The sequence below is a fragment of the Paenibacillus sp. RC73 genome (assembly GCF_044908085.1).
Lineage (GTDB): Bacteria > Bacillota > Bacilli > Paenibacillales > Paenibacillaceae > Paenibacillus > Paenibacillus terrae_A.
On the sequence record NZ_JBIYCV010000010.1, the window covers coordinates 13,450 to 32,665 of the forward strand.

Here is a 19,216-nt window from a genome sequence, read left to right on the forward strand (position 1 = left end):
TGAATTGCATCATATTTCGTTGACAGAGTCCACAAAAATCATTAATATAATTGTTGCATAAGTCCACTAAATAGGGGGAGTTATAAATCAATATAGATGCTAAGGTCATCGCAGATATGAGACATTTCAATCGATTTTATACCAATATACTTGGATTATTAGATAGACATGTGCTGGATAGCGGGTATTCCTTTACCGAGGCACGGGTCATTGTAGAGATCGGTATGATCGAGCCATGTATAGCCAATACGTTAGTCGATTCTCTTAAAATTGATCGCAGTTATATGAGTAGAATCATTGCTAAACTTTGCAAAGAGGGCTTCCTTGTTAAGGAAAATTCTTCGGTGGATAATAGAACAAATCTGATTCGTTTGACGCCTAAAGGAAAAGCGTTTTATCACCAACTGGATGAAAGATCTGACGAACAAGTCATAAAATTAGTTCAAGGTCTATCAGAAGAAGAGATTAAAGAATTACATACTTCTATGGTGTTCATTCAGAACAAACTAGAGAAATTGGAGAGAATACAAAATGATTAGATTTGAATGCGACTATACCGAAGGTGCCCATGAGCGTATATTAAAGCGACTTTTGGAGACGAATGATGAACAAACCCCAGGCTATGGTGTGGACGAGCACTGTGAAAGAGCCAGAGCTTATATTAAAAAAGCATGTGACTCCGAAAATGCGGACGTACACTTTTTAGTTGGAGGTACACAGACCAATACAACGGTGATCTCTTCTATTTTGCGTCCGCATCAAGGTGTTATTGCTGCAAATTCTGGACATATTGCTGTACATGAGACTGGCGCGATTGAAGCTACTGGACATAAAGTACTTCCTTTGCCAAGTGATGATGGGAAAATCCGGGCCGAACAGGTAAAAGAGCTGTATGACGCTCACTGGAATGATGGCACTTTTGAGCATATGGTACAGCCTGGTATGGTTTATATTTCTCAGCCTACCGAGAATGGTACGCTTTATACTAAATCCGAGCTGGAAGCGTTAAGTCAAGTCTGCCGGGAATGTGGCTTACCCTTGTTTATCGATGGCGCTCGCTTAGGGTATGGTCTGGTTGCAGTGGACAACGATGTATCTTTAGCAGATATAGCGAAGCTATGTGATGTATTTTATGTCGGCGGTACAAAAATTGGAGCACTGATGGGAGAAGCAGTAGTCATTATCAATGATGCTTTGAAAAAAGATTTTCGATACATGATCAAGCAAAAAGGGGGGCTGCTGGCGAAGGGACGAATGTTGGGTATACAGTTTGAAACTTTATTTGAAGATGGTTTATACTATGAAATTTCCAAGCACGCTATAGATATGGCCATGTTGATTCAAACTTCGTTAACGAAACAAGGAGTTCAATTTCTATATCATTCTACAACGAATCAGCAGTTCCCGATTTTACCAGATCGTATCTTAAAAGCATTGAGCGAAAAATATACCTTTTCCTTTTGGGAAAAAGTTGATGCTACACATAGTGCCGTTCGATTTTGTACCAGTTGGGCTACGAAGAAAGACAATGTTGAAATGCTGATTCAGGATATCAAAGCATTGCAGTAAATTTAATGTGAAAATCAGTTCATAGAATCCTAAAGATGTAGAATGACTATGTAATAGGCCATACCTCGTTGCATGTATTGCAGCGAAGTATGGTTTTTTTGTTGTGTATTTTACTTAATCCAAAGCGGTTTGTCTTCAGTTCCATGAAAGAGCAAGCGGATATAAAAATGGAAAAACAAGACAAGAGCAGATGTATAAAATTTACCTCTGATTCTTTACACTGAATATCTAACGAATCTGCTTGCGGTACTGAAGAGGGGAGAGCCCGGTTATTTTTTTGAAGATTTTATTAAAATGGGAAGCATGGCCGAATCCCACATCCTCTGCAATATGCTGAATTTTGTCTTTGGTGGTTCGCAGTCTCGTTTGGGCTGCCCTGACCCTCACCACGCGGATGTATTCGCTGAAATGAAAGCCGGTCAATTTTGGAAAGATGCGGCTTAGGTAAGCTGGACTAATGAAGTAGTAGGCAGCCACCTGTTCAAGGGTTAATGGTTCAGGGTAATGGTCCTGAATAAAAGAGGAAATTTCCGTTATTTTCTGATGCATCGGATGAGAGGAAACAGGCTCACTTCGTTCAACCGCTTCCGATCGGTGCACCAGGATAAGCAATTCCAGCAGTAAATGCTGTACGCAACGGTCATGCAGGGGCTGCTGATTTCGACATTCGGTATTCATTTGCAGGAACAATCTTTCAACTTCGATCTGCTCTCTAACCGGTAGGCGCAGTAGTGCAGATTGCTGATACGGCGGCAGGTTAAGAATGTCACGATCCTGCTGTGGAAGGAACGTCGGTGAAAAATGAATCAAAATGCGCTCCGTTTCCTCCAATTGTGAACTGGCGGTAGAGTGCAAATCATGAGGGAGGATAAATATCAGATCACCCTTGCGGGCGATGTATACTTTACCGTTCATAAAGTAGATGCGTTCGCCTCTTAGTAAATAGTACAGCTCGTAGCTATCGTGGACATGAGGTTTTGGCATAACTGTGAATCCGGTACGGTAGATGTGATGAATGGAGAATTGCTGTTCCCCAATGACATATTTGTCGTCGTTCGTTTCCGTCATGTGCTTCTTCCTTTACAAGTTAAGATAAGTAAGCGCATTCATATATCAACAGTATATATGACACCTGCCAACGGTAAAAGCAGAAAAGATGGATGAACCAAGCAGTTGCGAGTAGAAATGTGAACAGTTTATTACAACAAGAAAGTCGGAGAATTCGTCTGTTCGCCAAGGAAAGGAGGTGAAAAACACTGCTGGCTGGTTTGAAAGAAAATTTGAGGGGAGGAAATAGATTTGAACAAGCAGCGTACATGGAAAAAGGTGTTATGTAATGTGGTTGTGGGTTCATTGTTGTTGACCTTATGTCCACCACTGATCCAAGCGGAAGCTGGTGTGGGGAGTCAGGCGGTGGTTGGGACAGAGATGGCAAAGGTGGCAAAAGTCGCGACGGATATTCCGGCGTTCCCCGGTGCTGAGGGTGGCGGTAAATATGTTACTGGCGGGCGTGGAGGGGAAATATACGAGGTTACCACGCTGGCGGACTACGGCAAAGATGAACAGACCATACCTGGTTCGCTTCGCGCAGCGGTCAGTTCCGGTAACCGGACGGTAGTTTTTCGGGTTGGTGGAACTATTCATCTCAAGGAGCCGCTCAAAATCAATGGGAGTAACCTGACGATTGCTGGTCAGACAGCTCCTGGCGACGGAATTACTGTAAGCGATTACACAACCGGAATTGATGCGGATAATGTGATTCTTCGTTACCTGCGTTTCCGATTAACTGACCGTTACCCCAGTGAGGATGACGCGTTAGGAGCCAGATACCATAAAAACATTATGATTGATCACTGTTCCTTTAGCTGGTCGGTGGATGAGGTGCTGAGCCTGTATGACAACGTAAATACGACCGTACAGTGGTCCATTGCCTCCGAGAGTATGCTTATGACTACACATCAAAAGGGACGCCATGGCTACGGCGGCATTTGGGGCGGACGCAACGCCACCTATCATCATAATTTGTTGGCTCACAATGCAAGCCGTAATCCGCGTTTTCCAACGGATAAAAGAGAAATTGACGCAGTGGAAATGACCAATAATGTAATTTATAACTGGGGATTTTTCTCTTCATACGGCGGTGGTGAAGGATCGTATAATGTGCTGAATAACTATTATAAATCTGGTCCCAGCACATATCGGGATGTTCGCAGTCAAATCTTTGTAGACGTGGGTAGTAAAAAATATAAAACACGCATGTTCATTGGCGGTAACTACATGTACGGCAACGAATCGGTTACCCAAGATAACTGGCAGCTTGGAACATCCATTGGGTCGATTATAGACCCTTCCACCCGGCTGGCGGAGCCGATTGAAGTCAGAGGGGAATACGACAACGGAATTTCCCCCGATGCGTATGGTCCCTACCAAGCGACAGATGCACAGACGGCATATGCAGAGGTGCTTGCAGGCTCGGGAGCCACGCTGCCAAGAAGAGATGCAGTGGACGCCCGTATTATGAATGACGTGAAGAATGGAACGGGTGCGTTTATCAACTCCCCGCGTGAAGCTGGATGGATTTATGATGATGATAACGTAACTATGACAGGGCTTTCCGACAGCGATCACGATGGAATGCCGGATGAGTGGGAACGTGCCAGCGGGCTGGACCCTTATAATGCCAACGACCGTAATGGTCAGACGCTTGCCGGCTCAGGGGCGTATGCTCATTTTGCCAAGGGCTACACCAATTTGGAGGTCTATTTAAATGATCTGATCGAGAAGCTGTCGGATGGAAACGAGGTAGATAATCCGGAGGCCGTCGTTCAGGTGTCTGACGAAAGCGGCCGTTCATTGAAGCATAACGATATTTTGGAGGCAGGCCGTAATGCCAGATTAACAGCAACGGCCAAGGACAAAGATGGTATTGCGCATGTTGCATTTATCATTGACGGTGTACTTGCTGGCAAGGTCAACACTGCGCCTTATCGTCTCGATTGGAACCAGGTAACGGACGGTACCCATTATATTGTTGCACGGGTGACCGGCCGCAAGGGGACTGCTGCATTTTCCAATCCTGTTGCCATTCATGTCAACACGACTGCATCATCGGGAAGCTGGCTGAGTGAAGACATTGGCTCTGAGGGCCTCAGCGGTTATATCAAAGGACATACTCAAGTATTAAAGGCTGACGAGAATGGAAGCAGCATACGGCTGAAGTCGGCGGGAGACATTGACGGCAAGGCTGACTTTTTCCATTATGCTTATCAGAAATGGGAGGGAGACGCTGAAATTACAGCCCGTGTGGAGAAGATTACCCCGGTGGATGATAATGCCGAAGCGGGTGTCATGATTCGTGAATCGCTGGAGCCTGGATCGAAAATGGCTTATATGGCTTTAGCATTTGTTAAATATGGTAAACAGGGTATTCTCATCAGTCGTGATCAAACGGATGGCAATACGAAACGTGCGTCCATGGAGACGTTTATAACAACGCCATATTCGGTTCGTCTTGTACGACAAGGACAAAAGATTACCGGCTGGGTATCCACAGATGGTCTGACGAACTGGGAGAAAGTTGGTGAAACCGTTATGAATTTGCCGGATAATCAACCGCTATTGTTCGGGCTAGCTACCGATGCATCCAAACAACAAAACGATGTATGGAATTACAATACGTCGGAATTCAGAAATGTTACGATCCGCAAGCTGGCAGAAACAGCGGTGGCTTCCGCTAAAACAGAACAAGAAGCTGCTGCCCGTGAGGTGAATAGCGTTGTTGTAGCGACCTATGGCCCTGCCAGCTTTACATCTCTACAGGCAGCTATTGATGCAGTCCCTGACAACAGTAACACCAGGACAGTTATTCGCCTCAAAAATGGTACCTATCGTGAAAAAATAAAAGTGAATTCCTCCAAAAAAAATCTGAGCATTATTGGAGAGGATAGGGAGAAAACGATTATCTCCTTTAACGATACGGCCAAAACTGTGGTGGACGGAAAAGAATTAGGAACAAGCAACAGCTATACGATGCGTGTGCAAAGTCCAGATTTTATACTGGAGAATGTGACGGTTGCGAATACAGAAGGGACCGGGCAGGTGCAGGCCGTGGCGTTATATGCGGAAGGTGATCGTGGACAGTATCGCAATGTCAAAATTACAGGACTACAGGATACATTGCTTGTGAATCGTGGCAGACAGTATTTTAAGGACAGCTATATCAGCGGCAGCGTTGATTTTATTTTTGGCAATTCACCTGCCGTATTTGAAAATTCGGTGATACACAGCTTGCGTGCCGGATATGTAACAGCAGCTTCAACTGAAGAGAATATGCCGGGCTTGGTATTTATTCAATGTCGTCTGACAGCCGAAAATGGGTTGACAGGCAAGGTAGATCTTGGACGGCCATGGCGCCCTTACGCCCATGTTGCTTATCTAAAATCTTACATGGATAACCATATCAAGCCGGGCGGCTGGAACAATTGGGGAAAGGTATCCAATGAGCAGACCGCAAGATTCGTAGAGTTTGATAATGATGGACCAGGTGCAGCGAGTGCCGGACGTGTACCTTGGGCTAAGCAGCTTACTGCTGACGAAGCCAGTCAGTACACCGTTAAAGCCGTTTTGGGCGGGGTAGATCATTGGAATCCACAGTTGAATAAATAAATCGGCTTCTTCCAAATGTGATGTTCAATAGATAAGCGGGGTGTGCGCTTCAAGCGTTCACCTCGCTTATTGGTGTGGTGTGCAAGTAATTTTGAATTCGGAAAATACATAACTTTAAAATTGAATACATTTGTTTTTATGGAAAATATTCTATATATTAAGTGTGAGATGTATTTTTTTAATAGAAAAAAACTACATCTTGTATGTTGTTCGTAGTTCATCATGAAAATACACCCATTTATTTCTAGTAAATTTATTATGTCGGAGGTGTAGGGATGGCACGTGTGTTGGTAGTGATCACGCCTGCTGAAGGCCATGTTAATCCGTCATTAGGATTAGTTAAGCAGCTGGTCGACAGTGGTGAGGAAGTGGATTATGTATGTACGGAGGAATTTCGTACGAGAATTCAGCCAACGGGAGCAAAACTGATAACCTATCCTTTTGTTGATGATGCTTTTTCCAAAGACGCTGATTTAAAGCCAGCGGAGTACAAACATCATTATCAATTTGTGTACATGATGGTTAAAGGTATGATTCAGCCGATCATTCCAGAGGTTTTGAGAGTTATAGAGAACAGGACCTATGATTATTTAATCTATGACTCTTTGATGGGCTGGGGAGGTAAGATTATAGCAGAGAAGCTGGAAATACCTGCAATATGCTCTATCGCTTCTTTTGCTTTCGTAGAACCTTTGGGGTCTGGCCAAGGCATGGATGAAAATGATCCAGAGGTAAAAAAGCTGTATACGGCCACGATGAAAGTAACGCATCAATTAGCTCATGAGCTTCAGGTTGCCATCCCGGCTATGGATGAGATCGCTCCACATGCCGGGCGCTTGAAAATTGTTTATACAAGCCGTTATTTTCAACCGCAAGCTGAAAAGTTGGATAACAGTTATATTTTTACAGGTCCTTCTATTGTACCACGTAAAGATGCGCCCTCTTTCCCATTCGAACAACTTCGTGCTCTGCATCCACAGACGGTTTACATCTCAATGGGAACCATTTTGAATAAAGACCTGGAGTTTTATAAGCTTTGCTTTGCAGCATTTCACGATTTACCTGTGCAGTTTGTACTTTCATCAGGCAAATATACAGATATGGAGCTATTGGCCGATTGTATCCCTGACAATTTTATTGTCAAGCCCTATATTCCACAACTGGAAATGCTGCAGCATGTAGACGCATTTATTACACATGCGGGGATGAACAGCACAAGCGAAGCCTTGTATTACAATGTGCCTCTGGTTATGGTTCCCATGACATCAGACCAGCCTATCGTGGCCAATCGGGTGCAAGAGCTGGGGGCGGGTATTGCTGTGAATAAAAATGAGCTTTCACCCGCGAGTTTAAAAGCTGCCTTATTAGAGGTTTTGAATCATTCAACCTATAAGCAGCAGGCCCATGTGATTGGTGAATCATTACGTCAGGCTGGCAGGTATAGACATGCGGCAGATACAATTAGGAGTCATTTCTCCACAATAGAAAAATAATATGACAGTAAAGAAATCATTTTTATTCAGGGGAGACTATAGCGAATCATCCATTAAGCTAGTGGGGCACAGATCGCTCCATAAAACAGCGGCAGTTTGGGCTTTATTTTTTCGTCCAAGGTTGCCGCTGCTTCTTTTTAATGAGGTCCAGTCTACTACTTTTCAATGAAACGGTTCTATAGACTGTGTTCCTTTTGTTTTAAAGCAACCGTTTTTGCAATATCTAATTTTTTTGATATCGCTAGAAGGCAGATGGAGCAGAGGATCAGGAACAAACATACCCAATAGGAGTTCCGATAGCCAATCCATTGAGCGGTTAATCCACCCGCTAAGCTGCCTACCAGTCTTCCAATGGTTGTCGCATTGGAGTACAGCGTCGATGCATAACCAGGAAGAGAAGGCAACAAATCCTGCATGTAACTGATGCCAATGGCCGATATCACTGCAACAAAGAAGGCCAGAAGAAGCTGCCCCACTAATAACTGCCACATTTCTGTAGACATAATGACGAGAATGTAATAGGCAACCCCTGTTAAAGAACCCAGAAATACAAGCAGGCGGTTGGAATATTTAGCGGCAAATACACCTAACATGATCATTAAAGGTATTTCCAATATTGCACAAATGCTGGATACTAAAGCAACGTCATTCGTGTCCCCTTTTAAGTTGTGAATGATAAACAATGAAATATTTAAACTGTTCATCCAGTGTGCCACATAGAGCAAAGTGAGAACTGAGAACGGTATCAGAATCTCAATATTTTTATGCAATGTAATGTTATGAAGTGAAAGTTGAGCCTTACTTTTGAGTTGAGCAGGGGGCTGCTTAATAAAACAGAATAGTAGAACTGCGATAAGTACAAAAATGGAGGTCGTACCCATAAAGATACCTTGAAAACCCGTATGTGCAATCAAGAAGGAGCCCAATAGAGGCCCAGTGATAAACCCAAGAGAAAACATAGAACGAAGTGTTGAATTGGCAAAGGCATGATCAGCTGATTTACTGCGATCTACCGCTTCACGTGCACTAGCAAATAACTGTGGCATTCCAGGTGCTCCCACTGCTGTGAAGACAGTCATATATACAAAAAGTACATAAAAATTTTGAATGACAAGATATCCTGCAAATGCTACGGCATTAAATAACATACAAATAACCAAAATTTGTTTACGATCCAATCCAGTATCAGAACGTTTGGCAATAAGAGAGCTTATCCATATACCACAAATCAAAGTCACAGCTGTAAAAACACCAAAGGTTCCAACAGATACGCCTAGTGTAGTTGTGAAATATACAGCCAAAAAAGGTGCACTTATCGATATCGCCATACCTTGCAATAACATACAGATCATGAATAGCGGGTAGTTACGGATAAAGAAAAGATTTTTAATACGCATTATCATACCCATTTTACACTCCTTTAAATTGGATAGTATATAACCATACTTAACCGAGTTAATGTTTCACCTGAATTATGATAGGTATGGGGTCTGTCCGCTTTGAATCGGATGGAATCCCCACTTTTTACTGTATATTCAAGGTCATTTACACGAATAGTTAATTCTCCATCAAAAACAGTCAAGAACTCCTCCGTTCCCTCTCCGTGAGAATCAGCACTTAGGAAGCCCTTTTGTTCTATCTCGATTGAATAAACTTCAAAGCGTCTATTATCTTCGAAGGGGAAGTGGGGATAGACTCGATATTTTCCGTTGTCTTCCGTTAATATTTGAATTTCACTTCCTAAAACCACTTTTGTATCTGGCTGCGGATTATTTATTAATGAAGAAAAAGAAATTTTTAATCCATTCGCTATTTTCCAAATCGTTGTAATCGTAGGGCTGGATTCGCCTCTTTCAATTTGACCGATCATCGTTTTGCTTACTCCAGTGAGTTCTGCAACTCTTTCAAGACTTAATTTCTTATTTTCTCTAAAGGCTTTTAAGTTTTTGGCAATGATCAGATTGATGGTTTCCATAAATACCTCCTGCACCTGTGTACAATATAACGTCTGTATTGTACAATAAAACGTAAAACGTTATATTGTTCTTTTTGTACATTATAGCATACATCGAAGAGGGGGTTCCAAAGTGCCTTTATTATCATTTTTGCTATATGTTTTTGTTACCAGTTTTACGCCAGGCCCCAATAACATTATGGCCATGCTCTTTGCTAATAAATTCGGGCTTAAAAAGACAATTCGATTTTGTTCAGGAGTAGGTGCAGGTTTCTTTGTAATCATGTTATTGAGTAGTTATTTTAATCTTTTACTTGAAAATTTCATTCCCAAAATTCAATTTGTGATGACGATCCTGGGTGCAGCCTATATGCTATATCTGGCTGTAAAAATAATTATGAGTAAAGATAGTGGTAAAGATAATGATGAGGGCAAGAATAACAGTTTTCTAACAGGTATGCTTTTGCAATTTATCAATCCGAAAGGAATTTTATATGGTATCACTGCTATATCAACCTTCATCCTTCCATATCACCATTCAAATTTCAGCTTGATATTGTATTCGTTATTTCTAGCTTTTGTTGGTTTTATGAGTACATTCTGTTGGAGTGTGTTTGGCTCCGTTTTTCAAAAGTTCTTATCAAAATATAGAAGTCAGTTTAATATAATAATGGCTTTGTTATTAGTATATAGTGCAATTTCGATTCTTGTAGAATGACGACATGCAAGTAATACAAACAGCGCCTTTGAAGGACCCTTCATTGGGACTGTTTGTATTTTGGTGGATAGCAGATGAAGCGATGGCGAAAAGGCCGTTCAGTCTGCTTTACTTTTTTTCTACACAAGGCTCTTCCACAGAAAATTCCTCCAGCACCGTTGTTTTATCACCATAAACCCTGTCTAAGTGTTCTTCCCCCCATAAGCAAAAACGATCAAGCAGATCTTTAAAGTTCCTTCCGTATTCACTAAGCTCATACTCTACTTTGGGTGGAACCTGGTTATAGATAATTCGGTGGATGATCTCGTCCTTTTCCAGCTCTCTAAGCTGTTGGGTAAGCACTTTTTGGGTGATTTTTGGAATGAGTTGACGGAGTTCATATGTACGTTTTCTGCCGTTGGTTAAATGATACAGGATGGTGGCTTTCCATTTCCCGCCGATGACCTCGAAGGTCGCTTCAATACCGTGCATATATGTTTTGGTATTATCTTTCATTTGCTTTTCTCCTCTCGGATCTGTAGTGCAAAAAAAGCACTAAGGAACCTTAAAGTACCTACGGTACATTGAAGTGCGTACTTCACACTTTCATATATATCAACCATAATAGCATCTGTAGACAGGGTACACCAATCACGAGGAGAAAGAAGGTTACGGATAACATGAAAGTTCTATTGGTCGTTACGCATCCTAGAGAAGATTCACTTACCCTTGCAGCCATGAATCGTTTTGTAGAGGGATTGAAGGAGAATAAGCACGAGGTAGATATTTTGGACTTGTATCGGGATGGGTTTAATCCGGTATATAGCGCGGCAGATGAGCTGGATTGGAATACGCCTCATAAACAATATGCTCCTGAAACACGGAGAGAGATGGACAGAATTGCTGCTGCGGATGCTCTGGTCTTTGTATTTCCTCTATGGTGGTACAGTGTTCCTTCCATGCTAAAAGGGTACCTGGATAAAGTGTGGAACATAGGTTTACTTGAGGAGTTCAAGACAAAACAGGTCTTGTGGCTGTGCTTGGCGGGAGGAACGAAAGAACATTTGATCAAGTATGAATACCACGATATAGTTACTAATTATTTGAACAAAGTGATTGCTGTCTACGCGAGAGTAAGAGAGTCCAGGGTTGAGTTCTTCTACGATACCTTGTCCGAATCGAAAGAATACATTGAAGGTCTGCTGGAGCACGCCTATCAATTAGGTCGAGCATATAAGTAAACTTGAAAGAGCTATCCCAAAGCACCTTCAAAACCACTTTTATAGTGATTTCAAAGGTGCTTTTTATTTTAAGTATGAATTGGGGATAGCTACCCTTTTATTGGATCGTGTATAGGCGCTGGAGCTCCTCCTTGAACAGAGATCCCGCCGCCAGGCGTGCTAGTTGGACCAGCGGAATGAGCTGCCCCCATTCCAGGAGCATCGCCTGTAGCATTTTTGGCCAGCTTTTGCTTTTCCCACAGCGCTCTGGCTATGACCAGCATGGAGAGTACACCGACATATAGCAACAGTGATCCAAGTTCGGGAAGCATTTCTTGTAAAGGCGCACCACGAAGTCCCATCGTGCGCACAAATTTGTACAGCCATGCAAATGGGAAGAAATCACCGATTTGGATTGCTAAAGGCGGAAACAACGATCTTGAGAGAACGGCTCCCGAGAGAACAAAAGCAGGCATGAGTATAATAACCATTCTGCCGATGGCTACTCCCGGATGTGCAGCGCCCCAAGCAACCAGGATATTGATACAAACTGTACCGAATACATACAGAACAACCGGAATGATAAAGAGAACCGGATTGGCCTCGAATCGGCTGCCCCCAAACATTTTAAGTACTCCGAGAGAGAAGATTAAACCTGCCGTCGAAAACAGCGTGTAAGGAAGAATACGCAGTAATATGTTGAACGGATTTTGAAGTTCTGCAGCCAGCCTTCTGGAAACCCTTAGTCTGGCTATAAGAGGTAAGCTGTTAATATTAAGCATCATAAAAGAGAACATACAGGTAAATGCAAGCACTGTTGTATTCTGATAATCATTCGTTGGATTAAAGAGGGAGCGTACCTCAAGAGCGATGCCATTTAATGCTCCCTGGGTCTGTTCCGCGTTCATTCCGGTTTTCATGATAGCTGGAACGGACAGTCCCATATTCTCGGATACGCTAATTTCCTGCATGGCCGTGCGGATCAAAGTAATAGATTGGACATTGGTGTTATCCAGAATCAGCCCCACACGACTGGAAAGGGAGCGATTGTGATTGGCCTCCAAACCCTTCGGCAGAGAAATAACAGCCAAATATTTCTCGTGATAAAAATATTGTTCAGGGTTGTCAGTGTATGAAACAACCTCAGCCACGTTCATATTAGGGGAGGCATCTATTTTCTGGATGAACTCACGGCTATAGGCTGTGTTATCCTGATCCACCACGACTACGTTAGCTTCGTTAATTTGGCTGCTTGGGAGTAGCAGTGAATATCCCAGCACTGCAATCAGCGGGAAAATGATAGCTATGATCGGATACTTGGAATGAACCAGGTACGTCCATTCATCACGAAGAGATTTCATCAGTATTCACCTCAACTGTCATACCCGGTAGCAAAGTAGACTCTTTTGGTACATATACACGTACTTGGAATGTAGCGGTATCCGCCTCACCTTTTTCACGAGACATTTTTACATTAGCGAATTGTGGTGCAGATGTAACATAGCGTACAACACCTTGCAAATCCTTATTTAGAGCCGAGATGTGGGTTTTAACTTCTTTATTGGCTTTAAATTTCCCCACTTGATCTTCGTTCACGTAGAGATCGTAATATAACTCGTTGGTTTCTAAAGTAATAACGGGAGCCCCTTGTCCCACATTTTCGCCCACTTTGGTACTGATAGCACTGATCTTGCCATCCTGCGGTGCTTTCAACACCAGACGTTCTTTTTTGAGTAATAGCGTTTTAAGCTGAACTTCCTGGGTTTCCTTTTGCTGTTGTAGAAGATCAACGGCCAGCTTCTGATCTGCTAGCTGTTGACGACTTTGCTGAATGGTTTCCAGTTGTGTTTTGGAACGATCCACGGACAATTGGGCACCACGAATTTCTTCCGCTGCTTGTTTTACAGCAACAGATGCTTGTGTCGTTTGCTCTTTGGCTTGCATTCGTTCTTCCGCGGTTGCGCCATTGAGCAGCTTTTGCAGAGACTCTTGTTGCTGACTCAACTGATTTTTAGCTAAAGTCAATGATGAATCGGCATCATCCAATGCAACTTTGGATACACTGCCTGCATCATATAGTGCTTTGTTACGATTATAGTTAGTTTGGGCCGTCTGAACGCTTTTGGTTGCGGAGGCTACTGCAATTCGCTGTTGCTGGACATCCTCATGCCGAGCACCATCATTGACGTGCTTTTCCGCTGCCGTGGCTTGACGCTCAGCGGCTTCTGCCCGCTGCAATGCTGCTTGACTCTTGCTTTGAGTTACTTGAGATTGTGCAATATCGAGCTGTGCCTGCTTTTCCTGAGTTGCAGCTCGTGCATAACCTAAGTCAATTGATTTTTGCTGTTGGCTGATCTGTGTATTGAACTGGGCAATTTGCGTTCGTAGTTGCTCCATTTGCAAATCTACATCTTTGGCGTCCAGCGTCATAAGGATAGTACCTTTTTTTACGGGAGTTTCCTCTTTTACTGGAATGCTGAGGACTTTTCCACCTACTTGTTCAAAGGATACATGAATGCTGTCCGAATTCAGGGTTGTACCTTTAACAGATCGTGAAGCATTGACTTGGTCTTGTCCGTTGGTTTGAAGGAGAAAACCTCCGCCGATCAGACAGGCAATAGAAATTAGAGGAATAATGAGACTGGTGATTTGTGTGCGATTCATTGAGTAAATACGCTCCTTTAAGTTAATCAATTGGCTTAGGCATGGAGATAGAATAAATAATAGGGTATGTAGATATTATTTATTTTAAAATTAAAAAGTAACCCGGCTAACTAAAGCATAAATTTTAGAGTTATTATGGTTTCGCTTTTTTATATATTTCTTGTGCTTGGGGAATGCCGAGTTCTATTTTTTGCAGTAACGTCAGCAATAACTCTTTTTCATCGGTGGATAGGTGGCTCATCAGCTTGGAGGTGCTTGTAAAATGTACAGGCAGCAGCCGCTCCATCAATGCTGTCCCTTGATCAGTCAGTTTAACGATGCTCATACGACGGTCAGAAGGGTGACTTTGTCTAATGACAAAACCATCGCGCTCTAAGCGGTCAATGAGTCCGGTAACAGTAGGTTTGCTTATTCCCACTTTCTCCGCAAGCTCTGTAGCCATCAGTCCTATGTTCATGTTTCGGTACAAGAGAATTAATATTGAAAATTTTCCATGAGATATACCGAATTGTTCAAAGCCCTCAAAGCTAACTTTAAAAGTACTGGAGGATACGCGCATAAAGAATAGCATGGCTTCTGTGGCTTTGATATCAATCTCGGGAATACGCTTGGAAAATTCTTGAAGTGTTTCACGAGTGGGCAAATCCCGTAAATCAAAATCCATAGGGTTCTCCTTTCGACTGGAAGTTATTACAATTCGGAATTTTGTTAGCTGGCTAATCATAATACAATAATATTTAAATTACAAGCTAAATTTTGATGAAATCTTTGTTTACGGAGTTTATAAATTCTTATCGGAAAGCGAACGTTTATCTTTGTTCCCTATCTTTAATCCCACCAAAATCATCGTACATATGATCATAGCCAGTATGAACAAGGTTGGCATAAACGTCTGAAAAAGGTCGAGGCTCAGCCCGATCAAGGCAGGTCCCAGAGAGCCTAGCAAATATCCTCCAAATTGCATCATTGCAGACCATGAGGTAGCTTCTTCTGTATGCGCTGCTTCTTCGATTGGAATGAGTAGTGCTAAAGGAAACAATCCACCAGCTCCAATGCCCAGGAAAATAGCAGCCACCCAAGGAGAAGAGTGTGTCATCAACAGGACAATGCCGATCAATTCAGATAGACCACATAGAAGCAGCCATGTTGTTCTGTTTCCTGATTTACCGGCAAGAAGAGGGATGAAGAAGCTTACCGGGATTTGAATCAGGGTAAATAGGGTAAGCACCATACCGGACTGAGCATGGTCTAAACCCGCAGCTTGCGCGATGGGGGCCAACCAAGCAGTCACAGCGTAAAAAATACCCGCCATACAGCCAAAAAATAAAGTAAATAAATGTACCCGTTTATTCCTGATCGAGAAAGACGAACTCCGCAGGTTTTTTGCAGGAACTTCTCTTTTTTGGAGCAGGGGGAGAAGGAGTAGCACAGCGGGAACCGCTAAAATGCTCCAGAAGCTCAGAGCGTGCTGCCAAGAGTCCATTTGTCGGAAAAGTGGCACAGAAAAGCTGGATGCAACGGCTGCTCCGATTACCATGGAAACGGAATAAAGCCCGGTTAACCCTGGTTTCTCGGGAAAATATTTTTTGATAAACCCCGCAACCAAGGGGCCTGCGATTCCGATACCTATTCCAGAGAATATAGCGGTAGCGAGCAGGAAGGAAGTATGATGAACGAACATGCGCAGGAACGTGGCTATGAGGATCAACAGCATGGCTGCAAGCAAAGATCTTTCAACGCCTAAGCGATGCTGGAGCCAGATAGATGACAGAGAGAAGAGGCCCATACAGAAAATAGGCAGCGCCGTAATTAAACTGGCGGTCACCCCGCTTAATCCCAAATGAGCTTGAATGATATCCAGTAAAGGCCCGACGGACGTAATGGAGGGTCTTAAATTTAAGGAGATAAAAAATATAATCAGGATAAGATACACCAAACGCATACAAAACGCCTCTTTTCTTTAACGTTGAATTCATTGTAGATTTCGCTCTATAATAGATCAATACTATTTATTCTATATAAACAATAGTTATAAACTATGATTTGGAGGCGAGATTCTATGGAAATACGGCAATTGCAATATTTTCTTCGATTGTGCAAAGAGCTGCATTTTTCTGAGGCCGCCTACAAGCTGGGAATTTCGCAACCCACGCTGAGCCAGCAAATACGGGTATTAGAGGATGAGGTGGGGGTCCCTTTGTTCGACCGTATTGGCAAGAAAACCGTAAAGACGGAAGCAGGCGAGCTTCTGGAGCACTACGCTTCACAAGTCATTCAGCAATTGGAAAATGCAAAAAACGCCATATCTGATCTGACCCATCTCCATACCGGTCATTTGCGTGTTGCGGTTCTGCCCTCTGACCTGGATTATCGACTGACTCCTGTACTGATCAGCTTTCACAAGGAGTTTCCTCATACGAAGGTTCAGGTCATTCCCTCGATTGATATTTACAATGAAGTGCTCGATAATAAAGTGGATATTGGAGTAGGCTTGGGGATTCATTCGGATCACCGTTTGCACCGCATCCCTTTTTATACGGAAACGCACAGCTTGTATGTAAATACAGAACATGATTTAGCAGACAAAGATATAATTGTACCGGAAGACTTGGCAAAAGTTTCTTTAGTGATGTATCCCAAAGGATTTGTCGGGCGTGATCTGGTGGATCGTTGGTGTGAAGATCAGGGGGTTTTAATCCATCCTTTGATGGAAACAGGCTCAGCAACATCTCTGTTTCAACTGGTGAAAGAAGGCATAGGAGCTACGATTCAGCCGAGCCAATTGATTGAAAGCTTCGGGTCACTGGGGATTCGCGCGATTCCGATCAAGCATGCACCTACCCGACATTTGGAAATGTTTTATCGTGTAGATAAATATGTAGGTCCAGCCGCAAAAGCCTTTATTCAAAAAATGGAGACGTTTTTTAAAAATTGAAATCCAAAGTGAGGAACCTTGAATGACGACAAAACTATACTACTCTTCTCCGACCCTTACGGAGTGGGAGACTCATATTACACGCAGCATGGAAAGAGACGGCGGATATTTTGTTATGCTGGAGGAAACGGCTTTTTATCCGCATGGAGGGGGTCAGCCATGTGATACGGGAACGATTCAGGGCGTTCCGGTGGTGGATGTTTTTCTGGAAGAGGGCGATATTTGGCATCAGGTCGAACGTTTGCCGGAGGCTGAGAAGGTGGCTTGCACATTGGATTGGGAGCGCAGATTTGATCATATGCAGCAGCATAGTGGACAGCATTTGTTGTCGGCGATTTGTCGGGAGCTGCTGGGAGCGCGGACGGAAAGCTTTCATCTGGGACAAGAGTACGCCACAATTGATGTAAACTGTTCTGAACTGACACCTGCGCAGTTATCCGCCATCGAGCAGGAAGTGAATCGGCAAATCTATAGTAACCGTAGCATCCAAAGTTATATAGTGACGAACGAGCAATTGAAGGACATTCCACTTGTAAAAATGCCTAAAGTAACGGAGAATATCCGCATTGTCGAGATTGAAGGTATTGAATACAATGCTTGCGGCGGTACACATGTTGGCCGAACCGGGGAAATTGGAATGATCAAATGTCTGAAATGGGAGAAGCAAAAGGGGCTAGCGAGAATCCATTTTAAATGCGGCCTTCGCGCGCTTCAGGACTTTAACGAAAGTCTTCAGATTTTGGACGTGCTGTCTGCGAAGTTTAATACCGGGCGCAAGGATATTTTGACCCGCTTTGAAAAGTGGGAGCAGGAGCACAAGCAGCTCAAGGCGGAAGTGGACATCCTGCAAGAAGAAAATACTTCGTATCAGGCAGCAGAGTTGCTTTCTGCTGTTCAGGGGAAAGTTTTGGCTCATATTTTTGAACAAAAAACCTTTCAGGAATTACAGCAAATGGCTGCCAAGCTGACATCTGAGCATGATTTACTTGTATTATTAGCCACAACAGCAGAAAACAAAATCATTCTGACGCATAACGGCACACAGCATGTTGCCTGCGGAGCATACTTTAAAGAGCATCTGGGCGCGTTTCAGGGTAAGGGTGGCGGCAGCAACCAATCGGCTCAGGCAGCGTTCTCGTCCCGTGAAGACCTTTTGAACTTTTTTGAAACCGCCCAGCGACAGTTTATTCAGGGCTAATGCAGGATTAGTGGCTCAGGGGTAGCTTCCACTTATGTTCTTTTTCCGTAAATAAAATAAAAGAAAAAATGAGTGCCACTACAGCGCCCCAGATGGCTTTATCTCCAATAGCCAACGTCAAAAATCCTCCCAGAAAAGCCCCGACCAGAAAGGTGATCAGGATGACACCGTAACGCATGGCGCGAATGGCAGCATTCGTGTCCTTGGTCGTAATGGCGATATACACCGCCTCTGTGGCAGATCTGAGGTTCCCGGTGCTGACGGTGGAAGTGTACGGCGCATCAATGAGCTTGCGGAAGGAAGTCATTTGAACGGAAGCAACGAATGAGACGATCACCGTCACCACCGTATTGGGAACCCCCTGCGGAATCAGACCCACGATGAAAAAAATGAAAATTTCCAGCAGTAGAATGGCACGGGCCCAGTCCGGTGTCAGGCGGTGGGTAGATTTTCTCTTAATCCCCTCAGCTACAAAAACACCCAGCGAAAAGGCGATCAGGGGCGGGATATGGGCTAACGCCTGACCCCAGTTTCCCTGAATGGCTTTGACAGCCAGCAGTACGATATTGCCTGTCTGTGCATTGGCGAACACGCCATCTCTTCCGACAAACGTGTATGTGTCCAGAAACCCCCCTACTAAAGAAAGTAAGGCGCCCAGTCGTAACGATTCGGACGTTACTTGATGTAAATGGATTTTGCCTTTCATATTCACGGCAGAAGCCTCCTATGCTACAACGTCGATTCCTTTAACATAGCACGACTATTCCGATTCGACAATTCCATTGGACACTGCGGCACGAAAAACAGGTGTAAAAGGAGAA

General features: G+C 43.5%; 17 protein-coding genes. 8 read left to right on the forward strand and 9 right to left on the reverse strand.

Annotation, left to right across the window (positions count from 1 at the left end; translation table 11 throughout):
* Positions 1-116 precede the first annotated feature (116 nt).
* Together ABH897_RS21310 and ABH897_RS21315 are read left to right on the forward strand one after the other, a co-directional pair.
* Positions 117-539 carry a MarR family winged helix-turn-helix transcriptional regulator gene (locus ABH897_RS21310; RefSeq protein ID WP_044644586.1) on the forward strand — a complete coding sequence of 141 codons (423 nt, stop codon included), beginning with the start codon at positions 117-119 and terminating at the stop codon, positions 537-539.
* Positions 532-1,569, forward strand: a complete 1,038-nt coding sequence (locus ABH897_RS21315) for a threonine aldolase family protein (RefSeq protein WP_283653409.1) — start codon at positions 532-534, stop codon at positions 1,567-1,569. The genes ABH897_RS21310 and ABH897_RS21315 overlap by 8 nt, the downstream gene beginning before the upstream one ends.
* Positions 1,570-1,797: 228 nt before the next feature.
* Here the strand turns inward: ABH897_RS21315 and ABH897_RS21320 are convergent, their stop codons facing one another.
* Complete coding sequence (locus tag ABH897_RS21320) at positions 1,798-2,637, reverse strand: helix-turn-helix domain-containing protein (RefSeq protein WP_404520736.1); 840 nt, start codon at positions 2,635-2,637, stop codon at positions 1,798-1,800.
* Positions 2,638-2,868: 231 nt separating this feature from the next.
* Between ABH897_RS21320 and ABH897_RS21325 the strand changes: the two genes are divergently transcribed.
* Positions 2,869-6,234 carry a pectinesterase family protein gene (locus tag ABH897_RS21325; RefSeq protein ID WP_404581186.1) on the forward strand — a complete coding sequence of 1,122 codons (3,366 nt, stop codon included), beginning with the start codon at positions 2,869-2,871 and terminating at the stop codon, positions 6,232-6,234.
* Positions 6,235-6,509: 275 nt separating this feature from the next.
* Positions 6,510-7,727: a macrolide family glycosyltransferase gene (locus ABH897_RS21330; protein WP_404581187.1), complete on the forward strand. Its 1,218-nt coding sequence runs from the start codon at positions 6,510-6,512 to the stop codon at positions 7,725-7,727.
* Between the two features lie 176 nt (positions 7,728-7,903).
* On the opposite strand, the gene ABH897_RS21335 is transcribed toward ABH897_RS21330, so the two are convergent.
* Positions 7,904-9,130: a sugar efflux transporter gene (locus ABH897_RS21335; RefSeq protein ID WP_404520807.1), complete on the reverse strand. Its 1,227-nt coding sequence runs from the start codon at positions 9,128-9,130 to the stop codon at positions 7,904-7,906.
* Between the two features lie 17 nt (positions 9,131-9,147).
* Positions 9,148-9,702 (reverse strand): helix-turn-helix domain-containing protein, encoded by a 555-nt coding sequence (locus ABH897_RS21340; protein WP_283653404.1) that lies wholly within the window; start codon positions 9,700-9,702, stop codon positions 9,148-9,150.
* A 112-nt stretch (positions 9,703-9,814) separates the two neighbouring features.
* Between ABH897_RS21340 and ABH897_RS21345 the strand changes: the two genes are divergently transcribed.
* Positions 9,815-10,399 carry a LysE family transporter gene (locus ABH897_RS21345; RefSeq protein ID WP_283653403.1) on the forward strand — a complete coding sequence of 195 codons (585 nt, stop codon included), beginning with the start codon at positions 9,815-9,817 and terminating at the stop codon, positions 10,397-10,399.
* Positions 10,400-10,507: 108 nt separating this feature from the next.
* Here the strand turns inward: ABH897_RS21345 and ABH897_RS21350 are convergent, their stop codons facing one another.
* Positions 10,508-10,894 carry a winged helix-turn-helix transcriptional regulator gene (locus ABH897_RS21350; protein ID WP_283653402.1) on the reverse strand — a complete coding sequence of 129 codons (387 nt, stop codon included), beginning with the start codon at positions 10,892-10,894 and terminating at the stop codon, positions 10,508-10,510.
* Between the two features lie 164 nt (positions 10,895-11,058).
* Here ABH897_RS21350 and ABH897_RS21355 point away from each other — a divergent pair, with 164 nt between their 5' ends.
* Positions 11,059-11,619: an NAD(P)H oxidoreductase gene (locus ABH897_RS21355; protein ID WP_044644578.1), complete on the forward strand. Its 561-nt coding sequence runs from the start codon at positions 11,059-11,061 to the stop codon at positions 11,617-11,619.
* An 89-nt stretch (positions 11,620-11,708) separates the two neighbouring features.
* Here the strand turns inward: ABH897_RS21355 and ABH897_RS21360 are convergent, their stop codons facing one another.
* The 4 genes from ABH897_RS21360 to ABH897_RS21375 form a co-directional block, all read right to left on the reverse strand.
* The gene (locus tag ABH897_RS21360) at positions 11,709-12,959 is read right to left on the reverse strand and encodes an ABC transporter permease (RefSeq protein WP_283653401.1); all 1,251 of its coding nucleotides are present in this window, start codon (positions 12,957-12,959) and stop codon (positions 11,709-11,711) included.
* Positions 12,943-14,262, reverse strand: coding sequence for an HlyD family secretion protein (locus tag ABH897_RS21365; protein ID WP_404592679.1), 1,320 nt, complete (start codon positions 14,260-14,262; stop codon positions 12,943-12,945). Before ABH897_RS21365 ends, ABH897_RS21360 begins: the two co-directional genes overlap by 17 nt.
* 133 nt (positions 14,263-14,395) lie before the next feature.
* A complete protein-coding gene (locus tag ABH897_RS21370) occupies positions 14,396-14,926 on the reverse strand; it encodes a MarR family winged helix-turn-helix transcriptional regulator (RefSeq protein ID WP_283653399.1) in 531 nt (176 codons plus the stop codon).
* A gap of 117 nt (positions 14,927-15,043) precedes the next feature.
* Positions 15,044-16,204, reverse strand: coding sequence for an MFS transporter (locus ABH897_RS21375; protein WP_283653398.1), 1,161 nt, complete (start codon positions 16,202-16,204; stop codon positions 15,044-15,046).
* A 117-nt stretch (positions 16,205-16,321) separates the two neighbouring features.
* On the opposite strand from ABH897_RS21375, the gene ABH897_RS21380 reads away from it, so the two are divergent.
* Entirely contained in the window at positions 16,322-17,197 is an 876-nt protein-coding gene (locus tag ABH897_RS21380; RefSeq protein WP_404520741.1) for a LysR substrate-binding domain-containing protein, read from the forward strand.
* 22 nt (positions 17,198-17,219) lie between these two features.
* Positions 17,220-18,395: an alanyl-tRNA editing protein gene (locus tag ABH897_RS21385; protein ID WP_283653396.1), complete on the forward strand. Its 1,176-nt coding sequence runs from the start codon at positions 17,220-17,222 to the stop codon at positions 18,393-18,395.
* A gap of 7 nt (positions 18,396-18,402) precedes the next feature.
* On the opposite strand, the gene ABH897_RS21390 is transcribed toward ABH897_RS21385, so the two are convergent.
* A complete protein-coding gene (locus ABH897_RS21390) occupies positions 18,403-19,107 on the reverse strand; it encodes a YoaK family protein (protein ID WP_404581192.1) in 705 nt (234 codons plus the stop codon).
* Between the last annotated feature and the right edge of the window lie 109 nt (positions 19,108-19,216).

Coding starts and splice junctions, on each gene's coding strand:
- ABH897_RS21360 (WP_283653401.1), bottom strand. CDS start 12,959: ATGAAATCTCTTCGTGATGAATGGACGTACCTGGTTCATTCCAAGTAT.
- ABH897_RS21310 (WP_044644586.1), top strand. CDS start 117: ATGAGACATTTCAATCGATTTTATACCAATATACTTGGATTATTAGAT.
- ABH897_RS21315 (WP_283653409.1), top strand. CDS start 532: ATGATTAGATTTGAATGCGACTATACCGAAGGTGCCCATGAGCGTATA.
- ABH897_RS21385 (WP_283653396.1), top strand. CDS start 17,220: ATGACGACAAAACTATACTACTCTTCTCCGACCCTTACGGAGTGGGAG.
- ABH897_RS21365 (WP_404592679.1), bottom strand. CDS start 14,262: ATGAATCGCACACAAATCACCAGTCTCATTATTCCTCTAATTTCTATT.
- ABH897_RS21340 (WP_283653404.1), bottom strand. CDS start 9,702: ATGGAAACCATCAATCTGATCATTGCCAAAAACTTAAAAGCCTTTAGA.
- ABH897_RS21350 (WP_283653402.1), bottom strand. CDS start 10,894: ATGAAAGATAATACCAAAACATATATGCACGGTATTGAAGCGACCTTC.
- ABH897_RS21375 (WP_283653398.1), bottom strand. CDS start 16,204: ATGCGTTTGGTGTATCTTATCCTGATTATATTTTTTATCTCCTTAAAT.
- ABH897_RS21355 (WP_044644578.1), top strand. CDS start 11,059: ATGAAAGTTCTATTGGTCGTTACGCATCCTAGAGAAGATTCACTTACC.
- ABH897_RS21335 (WP_404520807.1), bottom strand. CDS start 9,130: ATGATAATGCGTATTAAAAATCTTTTCTTTATCCGTAACTACCCGCTA.
- ABH897_RS21320 (WP_404520736.1), bottom strand. CDS start 2,637: ATGACGGAAACGAACGACGACAAATATGTCATTGGGGAACAGCAATTC.
- ABH897_RS21370 (WP_283653399.1), bottom strand. CDS start 14,926: ATGGATTTTGATTTACGGGATTTGCCCACTCGTGAAACACTTCAAGAA.
- ABH897_RS21380 (WP_404520741.1), top strand. CDS start 16,322: ATGGAAATACGGCAATTGCAATATTTTCTTCGATTGTGCAAAGAGCTG.
- ABH897_RS21330 (WP_404581187.1), top strand. CDS start 6,510: ATGGCACGTGTGTTGGTAGTGATCACGCCTGCTGAAGGCCATGTTAAT.